We start from the raw sequence: 14,431 nt of genomic DNA on the forward strand, positions 1-14,431 counted from the left end.
TTTACTTACCCACCCCAGCCGTTCAGGCGCGCCGCCCACAAGGCGGCGCCCTAGAAAATCGAGGAAGAGACATGAATAAGATCGACGTCCTCTCGAAAATCAACGAGGGCATGCGTGCGGTGCTCGCCAAGGAAGACGAGCTCGCAGGAAACGCCAACGACACGAGCGCCGGATTCGAGCAGATGCGCCTGAACTACACCGCTGGGCGTGCTTACTGGGTAGAGGGCGGCCCGGAAATGGCCGAGAAGGTCGACTGCAAGGTCGAGGGCCCGCATGGGGACATCCCCGTTCGCCTGTACTACCCCGCCAAGGACCGCGCAAGCCTTGCGAACGACGGCGAGACCCTGCCGGCGATCGTCTACGCGCACGGCGGCGGCTTCGTTCTGGGCAACCTGGACACGCATGATCGCATCTGCCGCGTCCTGGCAAGCAAGACGGGCGCCGCGGTGGCAGCCGTGGACTACCGTCTTTCGCCCGAGGCGAAGTTCCCCGTGGCGGTTCAAGAAGTCGCCTGCGTCGCCAAGCACCTGCACGAGCAGGGCGAGGCGTACGGCATCGACGGGAACCGCCTGTCCTTCGCCGGCGACTCCGGTGGCGCTCACCTGAGCCTGGCCGCCACCATGTACCTGCGCGAGGAGCTGGGAGGCTCCGACTACGTCAAGTGCCTCCTTTTGTTCTACGGCTGGTACGGCCTGAAGGATTCGGCCTCCCAGCGCCTTCTGGGCGGCCCCTGGGACGGCCTGACCGAGGCTGAGTGGCAGTGGTACAAGGAGCTCTACGCCGAGGATACGGCGGAGCTTGAGACGAGCCCCTACGCGAACCTCTTCCTGAACGACCTTACGCGCGACATGCCTTCCTGCTACATCGCCGCAGCCGAGTACGACCCCCTGAAGGACGACAGCACGGCACTTGCGACGATCCTCGAGGAATACGGTATCCCCCACCGCTTCGAGATGTTCGAAGGCGTCATCCACGCGTTCCTGCACTACACCAAGATGCTTGACGAGGCCAACCTGGCGCTCGAGCACGGCGCGGAGCACTTCCGTCAGCAGATGGGCTGCTAACCGTAGCCGATACGCACTACCCACCACATTGTGACAGCGCGGCAAAAGGCCGCTCTGGATATCGACAAGGAGAATGCAATGGACTTCAAATTGACCGATGAGCAGGAGCTGATCGTCGACAGCTACCGCGACTACATGGAGAGCGAGAACTGGGAGGCTTACTTCGCCGAGTGCGACGAGAAGCACGAGTACCCGCTGCGCTGGGTCCGCGGTCTGTGCGAGCTGGGCTTCGACCTGATCATGCTCCCCGAGAGCCATGGCGGTCTGGGTCTGGAGCAGCCGGCCGTCACCATGATGGCCGTGTACGAGGTGCTGGGCCGCTACGGCGCCCCGACCTACGTCCTGTACCAGCTGCCGGGCTTCGAGACCATCATCCGCGAGGGCACCGAGGAGCAGATCGAGGCCGTGCTGTCCACCCTGGGCACCGGCGAGCAGATCTGGAACTCCGCCTGCACCGAGCCGGGCGCCGGTTCCGACGTTGCCGCCCTGCAGACCACGTACAAGCGTGAGAACGGCAAGATCTACCTGAACGGCACGAAGACCTTCATCACCTCCTCCGCTGGCGTCAAGTACCTGGTCATCATGGCCAAGAACGCCGACGATCCGGAGATGTTCACCGAGTTCTTCCTGGATATGTCCAAGCCGGGCGTCTCCCTGTCCCCGCTGCACAAGCTGGGCCTGCGCATGGACTCCTGCTGCGAGGTCTACATGGACAACGTCGAGCTGGAGGAGAAGGACATCTTCGGCAAGGAGGGCAACGGCTTCTCCCGCGGCATCAACGACTTCAACTTCGAGCGTTGGCTGGTCGGCGCTTCTGACTACGGCATGTCCATCGCCGTGTACGAGGATGCCTGTCGTCACGCCAACCAGCGTATCGCCTTCGGTAAGCCGATCGGCCGTCAGCAGCTCAACCAGCTCAAGGTCGCCGAGATGGCCATCAAGCTGAAGAACATGAAGAACATGCTGTACGAAACGGCTTGGGAGGCCGACAACAACGACGGCAAGTTCGACCCCGGCGCCGCCGCCATGTGCAAGTACTACTGCGCCAACTCCGCCTTCTCCGTCGTCGACGACGGCATGCAGATCCTGGCGGGCGTGGCCGTGGCCGGCGAGCATCGCGCTCAGCGCATCTGGCGCGACCTGCGTGTGGACCGCGTCTCCGGCGGCACCGACGAGATGATGATCCTCACCGCCTCCAAGTTCGAGCTGAAGAAGTACCGCGACTAACTCACGCGGCTAGCAAACGGATCCAAAAGACGGCGGCGCGGAAAGCGCGCCGCCGAATCGAAAGGAATTCATCATGGCTCTTGAAACCAACAAGCCGTCCTTCGGCGTTCTGGACGACGTCAAGGTCGTTTACGCAGCAGTCGAGCTGGCAGCGCCGAAGGCCTGCGACCTCATGGCCGACTGGGGTGCCGACGTCACGTGGCTGGAGAACACCGGCGCGGGCGACACCATCCGCGACACCGCCTACGTCAAGCAGGCCGAGCGCCGCAACCAGCGTTCCGTTTCCATGAACTACTTCTCCGATGAGGGCAAGGAGATCCTGTTCAAGATGCTGGCCGACGCCGACGTCTTCATCGAGGCCTCCAAGGGCGGCACCTGGGCTCGCAAGGGCATCACCGACGAGGTGCTGTGGGAGATCAACCCGAAGCTCGTCATCGTGCACCTGTCCGGCTTCGGCCAGTCCGGCGACCCGAAGATGGTCAAGCGCGCCGCTTACGACCTGACCGTCATGGCCTACTCCGGCTACATGAGCCAGAACGGCACGCAGGAGCAGCCGATGAACCCCGGCCCCTACGCTGGCGACTACTTCAACTCCCTGATGATCGTCTCCTCCACCCTGGCTGCGCTGCATAAGGCCAACCGCACGGGCAAGGGCGAGAGCATCGACTTGGCCATGTACGAGACGCTGCTGGCCATCGGCCAGTACTACCTGGTCGACTACCTGAACGAGGGCATCCTGTGGCCTCGCCCGGGCGCTCGCAACCAGAACCTCTGCGGCATCGGCGAGTACAAGTGCAACGACGGCTTCCTGGGCGTGTGCCTGTACGGCGTCGACCAGAACAAGTACTTCCTGGAGACCATCGGCCTGGGTCACCTGTGGGGCACCGAGGACATCCCGGAGGACACCTCCGGCCTGTGGCTGGCCAACCCGCACGCTGCCGAGATCGAGGCCGCGTTCGAGGCGTACTGCCTGGAGCACTCCAAGTACGAGATCGAGGCGGACTTCGCTGCTCACCGCATCGCCGCTCAGGTCGTCATGGAGTTCGAGGACCTCGTGAAGGAAGATCACCTCAAGCTGCGCGAGGACTTCATGGATTGGGAGACCGAGGACGGCAAGACCTTCAAGGGTCTGGGCGTGTTCCCCAAGTTCCAGCAGACCCCCGGCCAGGTGTGGCGCCCGATGCCCAAGCAGGGCGGCGACACCGCCGACGTGCTGACCAAGCTCGGCTACACGGCCGACCAGATCGCCGCGCTGAACGAGAGCGGCGTCGTCAAGGTCGCTGAATAACAGCTGAAGGTTCCGAGAGGAAGGCTCCCCTTTCGGAATGACGGCCGGGCCCTGAGAAGGGCCCGGCTTCTATAGGGGCCTTGCATTCGACGGGGTATGGAGCGCCCCTCGTCGAATGCAAGACATCTGAAACGGCGCCAAAGCTAGGAAGCAACGGTCAAGGGATCAAGGGAGAGAAGACATGGTCGACATCGTTGGCAACGAAACGCTCGCAAGCCTGTGGGACAAGCTCGCTCGCGAGTGCGGCGACAAGGACTTCTTCATCTTCCAGGACCGCGAGGGCAATGTGGCCACCTACAGCTACCGCGCCTTCAACGAGCTGATCGACCAGACGGCGAACATGTTCCTGAGCCAGGGCGTGGAGCGCGGCGAGCACGTGGCCGTGCAGATGCACACCTGCCCCGAGTTCCTCATGTGCCTGTTCGGCCTTGCCAAGATCGGCGCCGTGCTGGTTCCCATGAACGAGCAGTATCTGCAGGCCGAGTGCGAGTACGCACTTGACATGTGCTCCACCCGCCGTGCGGTCGTGGAGCCCTGCTACGTGGAGCTCTACGACGCCATCCACGCCGGCGGCAGGCTTGACCAGGGCATCATCGTGGCCCGCAGCGAAGGGGGCGAGGAGGCCATGGACTACCCGCTGTTCTCCGAGCTGGTAGCCGCCGAGGGCACCGAGCTGGAAGCCCCGAGCGACCTGTCCCCCGACGACCCGTGCGAGATCCTGTTCACGAGCGGCACCACCTCCAATCCCAAGGGCGTCATCTTAACCCACGGCAACATGGTCTACTCCGGCTACTACGGTGACTGGGAGACGGCCATGACCTCCGAAGACCGCATGTTCTCCACCATGCCCGCGTGCCACTCCAACTTCCAACTGGCGGCGCTGACCCCGGTCTTGACCGCCCGCGCCACGCTCATCGTGGTCGAGAAGTACAGCGCGAGCAGGTTTTGGAGCCAGATTCGCCACTACCGCGCAACGTTGGCGCAGTGCGTGGCCATGATGCTGCGCACGCTGATGCTGCAGCCGGTTGACCCGGACGAGAAGAACCACTGCCTGCGCGACATGCTGTACTTCCTACCCGTGTCCGCGCGCGAGAAGGAGGCCTTCGAGGAACGCTACGGGGTGCGCATCATGAACACCTACGGCTCCACCGAGTCCGTCGGCTGGGTGCTGACCGACCCGCCCACCGGCGAGCGCAACTGGCCCTCCATCGGCCGTGTGGGCCTGGGCTACGAGGCCAAGATCGTCGACGAAGAGGGCAACGAGCTGCCCGCCGGCGAAGTGGGCGAGATCTGCGTGAAGGGCGTCCCCGGGCGTTCGATCATGCTCGGCTACCTGGGCAACGAGGCCGCCACGGCCGAGGCGCTGTCCAACGACGGCTGGCTGCGCATGGGCGACAAGGGCTACTACGACGAGAACGGCTGGTTCTTCTTCTTCGACCGCAAGAGCAACATGATCAAGCGCTCGGGCGAGAACATCTCCACCACCGAGATCGAGGGCATTCTGGAGGAACACCCCGACATCAAGGAGGCCGCGGTCATCGGCGTGCCCGACCCCATCCGCGACCAGGCGGTGAAAGCGTTCGTGCTGCCCGAGGACGGCGCGACCATCGGCGCCGACGAGGTGATCGCGTACTGCGAGGGCAACATGGCCGCGTTCAAGGTGCCCTCCATCGTCGAGATCGTCGAGGACTTCCCCCGCACCTGCAGCATGAAGATCGAGAAGAAGCTTTTGAAATAACGGCAACGAACGGAAAGGACGGCGCTCATGGACGATGTAATCGAGCAAAAGCGAGACGTGATGCCGTCGGCCTGGGTGCCGAAGGGCGGCGAGAAGCGGGCCGCGAAGGGCGCGGGCCGTGTCAGGGGCTCCCAAGAGGCGCCGACGAACGGTGCGAAGGGCGGGAAGAAGACCCTTGATGAAGCCGCCATGACGCCGTTTCTACGCGAGATCACGCTGGTGTCGAGCGGAGGCGCCTTCCTTGACGGGTACGTGCTTTCGCTGATCGGCGTGGCGTTGACCCAGATCACGGCGCAGATGAGCCTGACCACGCATTGGACGGCGGCGATCGGCGCGTCGGTGCTGCTCGGCATCCTGGTGGGCAGCATCGTGGGCGGCTATCTGACCGACATCATCGGGCGCAAGAAGATGTTCGTCTTGGACATCATCGCCATCGCGTTGTTCTCAGCCCTGAGCATGATCGACGCCACGCCCATGCAGCTGGTGATATACCGCTTCTTCATTGGCGTGTTCGTGGGCGCCGACTACCCCATCGCCACGTCGCTCATCACCGAATTCACGCCGAAGCACCATCGCGCGATCTCCATGGGCATGGTCTCGGCGGCGTGGTACCTGGGCGCCACCGTGGCGGCGCTTGTGGGCTATTGCCTGTGCGACGTCGACAACGGGTGGAAGCTGATGCTCGGGTCGGCCATCATCCCCTGCGTGTTCCTGCTGATCGGCAGATGCAAGGTTCCCGAGTCCCCCCTGTGGCTTAAGAGCAAGAGCCGCGAAGAGGAGGCGCTCAAGGTGGTCTTGCGCGTCTACGGCGCCGACGTGACCCTTGAGGGCGAGGAAGAGGCGCCGAAGACAAAGGCCGGCTTCGCCGAGGTGTTCTCGAAGGGCTATGCCGCGCGCATCGTGTTCCTGGGCATCCTGACGCTGTGCCAGGTGGTTCCCATGTACGCCATCTACACGTTCGGCCCGCAGATCATGACCGCGTTCGGCCTGGGCGTCGGCAAGGGCGCGATCCTGGGCGAGAGCGTGCTGAGCCTGTTCTTCCTGGTGGGTTCGCTGCCGGCCATGTTCTGGCTGAACTCCATGGGCCGCCGACCGCTGCTGATCCGCTCGCTGTTCTTGATGGCGGTGGGCCTGGTCGTGCTGGGCCTGTTCCCCACCGCGCCGCTGCCGGTGATCATCTGCGCGTTCGGCCTGTACGCGTTCTTCAGCGGCGGACCGGGCATCCTGCAGTGGCTCTACCCCAACGAGCTGTTCCCCACCGAGGTGAGGGCGACGGCCGTGGGTTTGGCCATCGGCATCTCGCGCGTCGGCACGATCGTAGCGACGTACGGCACGCCGATCTTCATGGCCGCGTTCGGCATCGGGCCCACCATGCTGGTTGCCGCCGGCCTGGTGATCTTGGGATTGGTGCTGTCGATCTTCATGGCGCCCGAGACCGCCGGCAAATCGCTCGGCGAGACAAGCTCGCTGTAGGGCGAGAGCCGCGTGCGCGCAAGGCGTGCGACGAGAGCGCCGGAGCCCGCAAGGGCACGCGAGCGCGAAGACGCGCGACATGCGGCGTGCGACCGAGGTTGCGAAGCCCGCGAGGGAATCCCCCGCGGGCTTTTTGCGTTTTGGGAGAGGATGGCGGGCAACGTTGTGCTGGGGTGCTTGCCGAGGGATAGAATCAATGCAAAAACGATTTCGCTTCGGAAAGCAAGAGCGTTCGAAAGCAACGGAAGGCAGGGCAGGCATGAGCGGCAAGGGTTATTCGATCGTGTTCAGCAGCAGAACGGGGAATACCGCCGAGCTTGCGGAGGCTGTTCGCGAAGCGCTGCCGGAAGGGACGTGCGAGTATTTCGGGAGCGTGAATGGTGCCGTTGGCGGCGGCTTCGACAGCGACGGCAACCGCGATCACAGCGAATGCAGCATAGCCAACGGCAACAACAAGAGCTGCTTCGATGGCAGCGACAACAGCTACGGTGACGGCAGCTGCGCCAACAGCGCAATCCCCGCGTCGGAAACGCTGTTCGTGGGCTTTTGGACGAACCAAGGCGTGGCGGACCGGGAAACGCAGCAGCTGCTGGGGCAGTTGAGGAACAGGAAGATCTTTCTGTTCGGCACCGCCGGATTCGGCGGCAGCGAGGCGTATTTCCAAGCGATTCTGGACAAAACGAAGGCGTTCGTCGATGACAGCAACACCGTGATCGGGACCTATATGTGCCAGGGCAAAATGCCGCTTTCCGTGCGCGAGCGCTACGTGAAGATGAAGGAACAGCCTAACCACATGCCCAACATCGACGCCATGATCGAGAACTTCGACAAAGCCCTATCCCACCCCGATGCCAACGATTTGGAGAAGCTGGCAAATCTAGTGAGCGAAGCAGTCGAACAGTAGAGAAAGCCAATCAAACCTCAACCAACCGCCTCCACACATACGGGTCCCCCTCCCTGCCCTCGCGCAGCAAAAGCTGGCCGCTTGTAACTTTTTACCTGCGCGCCACATGAGCATTGGTAGAATCGATTGCAGACCCAATCATCCGCACTGCAAGGAGCGCCGTGTTCTCGGTCGATAGACAATCCTTCCAATCGCTTTCCGCGCTGGCGCTGTTCACGTTCGCATTCTTGGGAAGCGAGTTTTTCTTCGATAGCCGGATCGGCTTGCTTATCAGCGCCGAAAGGGTTGTGGGCGCCCAGGCGATGATCCTTGGCGCAAGCGTCATCGGCTTTTTGGCTTACGGGCTGATTGCGAAGGTGGCAGGGGGACGACGCGCGTTTCGGGCGATCGAAGCCGTCGGAGCTATTGCAGCCCTGGTCACGATTGCCGCTGCGGAAAGCGCGCTTGCCATGCAAATCGCAGGCTGCATCGCGTTCTTCCTGCTGGGAAGCCTTGGCGCCGAAGCGCATTGGAGCATGGCGCGCGCTTTCGAGGGAAGCCCGTCGCTTGCCAAGGGGGCCGGCGCGGCTTACGCCGCCGGTATCCTGCTGCAGTTCCTGAGCAACCAGTTCGTGACTGCGGGCATGGCGGGCACGGCGGTTTTGTGCATCGGCATCGCCGCGCTTGCCGTGTTTGCGGCGGGAGAGCAAGGATGCGAACCCGCAAATCAAAAGGACAACGGGGCCACTAGCGAGCAAATTGGCGGAGCAGTAGCGTCGAAGTCGTCGGAGATAAAGACACAGCAAGACCAAGCGATCAGGCCGAGGCTGGTGGCCCAGCCGAAGAAGGCCCGCCCAGAGCAGACGGACGCCGGCTCCCCGGACCAGGCGAATCGCCCAAGCCAGGCGAGCCCCGACTCCCCGCAGCAAGCAACCCCAGATGCCGCAAGGCCCGCTATCCGCGCTGTCTGGCTTCTTGCGCTTGTGGTGCTGCTGGCCTGCATGTTCTCCACGCTGGACAACGTGGTTACTCTTGCGAACGCGCAGGGCTCAATCTCGGTCGAGACGTGGCCGCGCCTGTTCCTTGCAGCAAGCGGTCTTGCCGCCGGCGTCCTGTTCGACATCCGCGAACGCCGCTACATGGGGTTCATCATGTTCGCGGTCACGGTGCTGTCCACCATATCGATCCTGGCCGTTGAGGCCGGAGCAAGCCCCGTGATCGGGCTGATCGTGTTTTACGTGAGCTCCGGGTTCTTCGTCACGTTCTTCACCACCACGTTCTTGCAGCTTGCGCCGCGCATGCACACGCCGCAGCTGTGGGCAGGCATGGGCCGCGCCGCCAACAACCTGTGCGCGTTCACCGTGTCGGGGGTCTCCATGATGCTGACGCAATCGGGCATCGTGGCCGTGATGATCGCGTCGCTGATCCTGTTCGTGCTGGTCAGCGTTGCGTTCGTGGGCGCCGGGCTGTTCCGCCTGCCGTCCACGGTCGGGGAACGCGAGGCCATCCAGGCGGGCCTTGCCGCCGCGGCCGCGCCGACACTTGAGGAGATGCAGGCCGAGTTCATCAGCCGAAGCGGCCTGACCCCGCGCGAGGAAGAAGTGCTGCGCGCCGTAACCGCCGACGAGCGCCCGCTCAAGCAAGTAGCCGATGACCTGGGGATTTCGCTGCGCATGGTGCAACGCCACCTGACAAGCATCTACAGCAAGACCGACACGCAAACCCGAGCAGGCCTCACCCGCGCATTTTTCGGGAAGTAGGGCAAAGGCGCTCGTAATGCGCAAGTCACCCTGAGCTTGATCAATCAGCATAGGGCAAGGCAAAGCAGCATGCATCTCCTTTGCTTTCGGAGTTTGGTCCTTCTAGGACTTGATAAGGAATAGGCCTTTTGAGCCTGCTAGCTCAAAAGGCCTATTCCTGCTCACTCTGCGAGTCTTGGTGATCGCCCTCACCGTCCATTGCGGCAGCGATGTAGGTGTTGCTCAGCTGCGTGCCGTCTTCCCCGAAACGAGCATGCGACGTGATAAGCCCCTCTTCGCGCAAGCGATGTATCGCACGATCCACTGTTTTCAAGCTGATTTGCAGCTTTCCCGCCAGCGCTTGCTTGGTCTCGGAGCAACCATCCGGGCCGTAAGCCGCAACGAAGCCGAGCAGGCGCAGCTGGGAATTGGTCAACTTCCCTTTCTTCCCCTTAGGGGCAAGATTGCCATCCGATTGATCTGCCATCAATCCCCCTTTCAGCGACCCGTTCGCCAACCGTTCATAATATCCGCTTGCCCCGTCCGCCTTGCGCGGCTGCCGATATATCTTGCAGGCAGCAAGCCATTCGTTTGATAAGGCAAACATAGTACCCTACATACTACATCCGCCACGCAAGCTGTAACGCTTTTGATGCCGTATCGTGACGAAACGTAACGTCCATGACACCGGTCTGACGGTAAGTCAACAAACCGATCCGCCGCGAGACGACAAGCCCAGATTAGCGGCTTACGGTCGCAAAATCGAGAAGGACACGTAGCAGCATTTCCATGAATGCCGCCAAAGCCCGTTGCTCGCCCCCACGATTGTGCCTGGACGTTTTCGTCGTGTGAAACTATAGCGCACAACTTCGCTTTTTGACAACGAAAAGCCGCCGCCCGACCGGCGCGCGAAACGCGCATGCCAATCGGACGGCGGCTTTTGCGGAAGGTGGCTTCGGTGAAAGCTCGCAGGATTTCAGCACCGAGTCCCACGCCTGGGGACTCAGCGCAAACCCAACCCCTACGCGTGGGAACGCTTCGAGGAGAGCAGCAGCGCCAAGGCCAGGACGGCTACCACGCCGGCAGCAGCGGCAAGGGCGACGGGGTCAGAAACGCGGAACGCAGGGATACCGATGAGCATGCCGACGAAGTACGGGACCAGCCACACCAGCCACACGCCGATGCTGAGCGTATGGAAGCCGCGGCGCGTCTTCTCGTTGCCGCGGAAGACGACGTAGGTGGCCCAGGCGGCATGGAACAGCATGAGCGCGATGGCCAGGAAGCCGGTGACCGGATGCAGCGGGGACATGGCGCCGCCGCTGTTCTGCGCCATGATGGACATCAGGCCGGTGCCCGTGGAGTCGCAGATCAGGCCGAGCCAGAAGAATACCAGGTGAGAGCGCTTAAGCTCGCCCGAGCGGCGCTCGGAGAACACGCCGATGGTGTAGGCGACCAGCGCGAGGGAGATGACGGCGGAAGCGGTTGCAAGCATGGGACTCATATTCAGACCTCCAAAAGCGAGTGGGTTTGCGGGCAGCGCCCGATGGGGCGTTCGCTTTGACACCATTCATACTGAGGTCCGGCCGTGTGAACATCAAAGGCATGATGTTCATTTCCGCGCGCTACTGCGTGCGGTTTGCATACAACGTGCGTTCTAGCAGGCCAAACAGCACATCGCAGTTGCCGTTTCGGTGATGAAGGCCGCCCATGACGTTCTCGATGACGAACCTGCACACGCTTTCTGCATCGAACCCGTCGGGCAAATCGGCCGAGATTCGGGCATCGTGCTCGTAGATCTGAACAAGGCCGTGGAGGATGTGCTCGATCTGCTGAGACTCGCGCAGGCGCGCGGCGGCCTTCTCGACGGCGGGAAGCGCATCGATGCCGCGCAGCCAGCATTCGCGGAAGTGCGTGGTGACCTCGCGCATGCTCGCGTGCATCTCGCGGCAATAGTCGACGAACCCGACCTGCGGGTCGATGTGGCAGAAGCGCTCGTAGAACGCGTGCTTGAAGTACAGCTGGATGGTGGCGGTGGTCAGCTCGTCCTTCGCCGAAAAATGGCGGTACACCGTTCCCACGCTGATGCCCGTGGCGTTGGCAAGGCCGCGCACCGAAAGCGCCGACACCCCGTTTCTCTCCGCAATCTGATACGCGTTCTCCAGCAGTTCTTCCCGGGAAACAATGCTCTGAGCCATAAGGCGCCCCTCGCAGTCGAACCATCGCACCTGCAAACCGGATGGGTTTTGGGAATCATACTAACCCGACTCCACAAAACTCTACGGCATCGTTACCTGTTCCATAGAGGGCGCTGGCGCAAGAGCGAAACCCGGACAGTTGATGCTACGTCCCCGAAGTGTCCGAAGCGTCCGAAGTGTCCGGGAACGCGGGCGAACGTAAAACGGCCGGGCGCGCAATGCGTCCCGGCCGTTTCGAGGGAATCCCGCCCGAAGCGCGGGCGGAAAAGCTACTTCAGGGTCACGTTCTGCATCATGGGCATGGCATCTTCCCAGGTGATGCCGCTGTCGATGAACATGCGGACCGTGGTGCCGCACGGGGCCACGGTGAACATGTAGTACGTGCCGGTCTGGGTGTAGCGCGTCCAGGTGGCGCCGTTGATGTCCACCTCGTCGATCTCGCCCTTGCCGCCGAAGTTGCCCTGCAGGGCCTCGGCTTCCTTCTGCGGGGCGCGCGAGCACGTGCTGGTGCTGAAGCGCTTCGTGGAGCCCTCGGGGTTGAACGTGGCGTCGCTGCTCTTCTCCTTGGTCTCGACGAGCGACCAGCCGTCGGCAGCCTTCACGCTATACGCAGCGTAATCGACGCCGCCCTGGGCCTTGATGGCCTCGGCGGCCTCGACTGCGGCCTTGTAGCCGTCGGTTTCCTTGCCGGTGGTGTCGAAGCGCATGGTGCGCGGGTCGGTGCCGCCCGTGGCGTTCTTGTCGAACTGGACGGTGATCGGGCCGTAATAGTTGTCCTTGGTGGTCCAGAAGTAGACCCACTCGATGCTCTCACCAGGCTGGATTTCGGGGTCGCCGTCCGTTTCCGCGCCTTCGCACAGCTCGGCGGGCGGGTTCTTGATGTCGTAGCTCAGCGTGTCGTGCGAGTCGAACACCGGGTCGCCGGCCTCATAGCCGCCAGGAGCGCCGGTGGTGATGAAGCTGAAGCGCTTCATGGGCTTGTCGTTGTTGTTCGTGATCTTCACGCGCAGCCAGAAGCCGTCCGCCTTGTAGACGTCGCCGCGGTAGTACGTGCCATCCGCCAGCGATTCGACGGTGAAGCCCTCGACGTCGATCGACTGGGACTGGTACGCCGCCTGCGTTGCGGCCGTACCGTCGCCCGAGCCGCCCTGGCCACCCTCGGTTCCGCCGCAGCCGGCCATCGTGCACGCGAGCGCCGCGGACAACGCGACGGCGGGCACGCCCATCATTACCTTCTTCACTACGGGTTTCATCATGTTCACCACTCCCTTTCGCATCTCGCTGCGAAAGCCGCCTCCTCCCCGGCGACCACCGCTACGTCAGGTTTCGAAACGCCGGGGCCCGAAGCACCCGGCCCCGACCTTGGCCCTTGAGAAGAGTATGCCGCGCACCGGGCAGGCCGCGAAGCGACCTGCGGCCCAAATGCCGGGCGCGCAAGCCACCCCGCGGCCAAAACACACAACCCACCCCGGACACTTAGGGGCGGGCCGGCCGCCTTCGCCCAGCACCCGCCAAGCGCCACGCACAGCCCGCTTCCCTACTTCAGCACCACGTTCTGCACCATGGGAAGCGCATCGTCCCAGGTCAACTTGGAACCGATGACCATCGAGACCGTCTTGCCGGACGGCGCCTCGACGAATAGCGATACGGCGCCGGCTTCCGAGGTGTAACGCACCCACGTGACGCCGTTGATCTCGACCTCGTCGATCACGCCCTTCTTCTTGAAGCCCTGCCTGGCCTCCGCTTCCATCATCGGGGAGGTGCTGAACGTGCGCATGTCGATGGAGGAGATGGTCTCGTCGCCATGCTTGAAGTCGCAGCCCTCGTACTTCTCATCGATGCGGTCGCCGAGCTTCCAGCCGTCAGCGGGGATGATGCTGTACGACGGGAAGTCGATGCCGCCCTGCGCCTCGATGGCTTTCGCCGCCTCGCGCGCCGCCTTGTACTCGTCGCTTTCGCGCCCGGTGGTGTCGAAGTGCATCACGCTGGGATTGGAATCGCTGGACGAGGAGCTGTCGAACTCGACGGTGATCGGGCCGTAATAGTTGTCCTTGGTGGTCCAGAAGTAGATGAACTCGACGCTCTGACCAGGCTCGATCTTGGCGTTGGCGTCCATTTGCGCGCCTTCGCCCAGCTCAACGGCCTGTGTCTTGGTGTCGGCGTTGAGCCTCTGATCGCCGGAGGCGTCGAACACCGCATCGCCCGCGTCGAAGGCGCCGACGGCGGCACGAGCGCTGAACGCGGAAGGCGCCTTTGCGGACTCGTTGTTGTTCGTGATCTTCACGCGCAGCCAGAAGCCGTCCTGCCGCTCGGCGGCACCGCGGTAGTACGAGCCATCGCCGACGGACTCGATGGTGAAGCCCGCGACCTCAGCGGTCTGCACGCCGTTAACCGTCTGACCTGCGGGCGCGTTGCTGTCCGAGCCGCCCTGGCCGCCCTCGGTGCCGCCGCAGCCGGCCATCGTGCACGCAAGCGCCGCCGACAACGCGATGGCCGGCACCCCGAACGCAACCTTCCTCATCATGGGTCTCATCATCTTCATCACTCCCTTTCGCATCGCAGATCACAAGCCGCTCCCCCTCCGGCGCCGCATACGCCGAAGCCGGCTTTTAAGGGTATTGTGCCGTGCGAGGATGCGCCCGCGAAGCCACCCGCGGCCCAAAGCAAGCACCCCCACGTGCCACACGGCCAAGATAGGGGTCGCGAATGCGCCGGGTGGGCGCGGGAGGGAGGAGCGCGAACGGGTCGGGAAGCGATGATGCGAAGAAGGAGAAGCTGCCATATTTGCGAAAGGACACTTCCGACCGCAAGGGCCAGCCCAAGT

The 14,431-nt window shown here is 63.2% G+C and carries 12 protein-coding genes; 7 read left to right on the forward strand and 5 right to left on the reverse strand.

The features are described from left to right. The first annotated feature begins 71 nt into the window (after positions 1-71). The 7 genes from aes to SFHG_RS11015 all read left to right on the forward strand — a co-directional run bounded on the left by aes (position 72) and on the right by SFHG_RS11015 (position 9,433). A complete protein-coding gene (gene aes / locus SFHG_RS08770; protein WP_042436446.1) occupies positions 72-1,064 on the forward strand; it encodes an acetyl esterase in 993 nt (330 codons plus the stop codon). A gap of 78 nt (positions 1,065-1,142) precedes the next feature. Further along, entirely contained in the window at positions 1,143-2,291 is a 1,149-nt protein-coding gene (caiA, locus tag SFHG_RS08775) for a crotonobetainyl-CoA dehydrogenase (RefSeq protein WP_042436447.1), read from the forward strand. Between the two features lie 73 nt (positions 2,292-2,364). Beyond that, positions 2,365-3,579 carry an L-carnitine CoA-transferase gene (caiB, locus tag SFHG_RS08780; RefSeq protein ID WP_042436450.1) on the forward strand — a complete coding sequence of 405 codons (1,215 nt, stop codon included), beginning with the start codon at positions 2,365-2,367 and terminating at the stop codon, positions 3,577-3,579. 181 nt (positions 3,580-3,760) lie between these two features. Continuing rightward, on the forward strand, positions 3,761-5,317 hold the full coding sequence (gene caiC / locus SFHG_RS08785; protein WP_042436453.1) for a crotonobetaine/carnitine-CoA ligase: 1,557 nt from the start codon (positions 3,761-3,763) through the stop codon (positions 5,315-5,317). A 27-nt stretch (positions 5,318-5,344) separates the two neighbouring features. Further along, entirely contained in the window at positions 5,345-6,790 is a 1,446-nt protein-coding gene (locus SFHG_RS08790) for an MFS transporter (protein ID WP_202898161.1), read from the forward strand. 259 nt (positions 6,791-7,049) lie between these two features. Beyond that, positions 7,050-7,694, forward strand: coding sequence for a flavodoxin family protein BilS (gene bilS, locus SFHG_RS08795; RefSeq protein ID WP_042436455.1), 645 nt, complete (start codon positions 7,050-7,052; stop codon positions 7,692-7,694). 161 nt (positions 7,695-7,855) lie between these two features. Continuing rightward, positions 7,856-9,433, forward strand: coding sequence for a helix-turn-helix transcriptional regulator (locus SFHG_RS11015; protein ID WP_042436457.1), 1,578 nt, complete (start codon positions 7,856-7,858; stop codon positions 9,431-9,433). Positions 9,434-9,584: 151 nt separating this feature from the next. On the opposite strand, the gene SFHG_RS10245 is transcribed toward SFHG_RS11015, so the two are convergent. The 5 genes from SFHG_RS10245 to SFHG_RS08825 form a co-directional block, all read right to left on the reverse strand. Next, on the reverse strand, positions 9,585-9,899 hold the full coding sequence (locus tag SFHG_RS10245) for a helix-turn-helix domain-containing protein (protein WP_052297907.1): 315 nt from the start codon (positions 9,897-9,899) through the stop codon (positions 9,585-9,587). Between the two features lie 534 nt (positions 9,900-10,433). Continuing rightward, complete coding sequence (locus SFHG_RS08810) at positions 10,434-10,913, reverse strand: HsmA family protein (RefSeq protein WP_042436460.1); 480 nt, start codon at positions 10,911-10,913, stop codon at positions 10,434-10,436. Positions 10,914-11,034: 121 nt separating this feature from the next. Then, positions 11,035-11,607, reverse strand: coding sequence for a TetR/AcrR family transcriptional regulator (locus tag SFHG_RS10250; RefSeq protein ID WP_052297908.1), 573 nt, complete (start codon positions 11,605-11,607; stop codon positions 11,035-11,037). Positions 11,608-11,876: 269 nt separating this feature from the next. Continuing rightward, complete coding sequence (locus tag SFHG_RS08820) at positions 11,877-12,863, reverse strand: hypothetical protein (RefSeq protein ID WP_042436462.1); 987 nt, start codon at positions 12,861-12,863, stop codon at positions 11,877-11,879. 281 nt (positions 12,864-13,144) lie between these two features. Beyond that, complete coding sequence (locus SFHG_RS08825) at positions 13,145-14,149, reverse strand: hypothetical protein (RefSeq protein WP_148514835.1); 1,005 nt, start codon at positions 14,147-14,149, stop codon at positions 13,145-13,147. Between the last annotated feature and the right edge of the window lie 282 nt (positions 14,150-14,431).

Origin of the sequence: Senegalimassilia anaerobia JC110, assembly GCF_000236865.1 — a bacterium.
GTDB classification, from domain to species: Bacteria; Actinomycetota; Coriobacteriia; order Coriobacteriales; family Eggerthellaceae; genus Senegalimassilia; species Senegalimassilia anaerobia.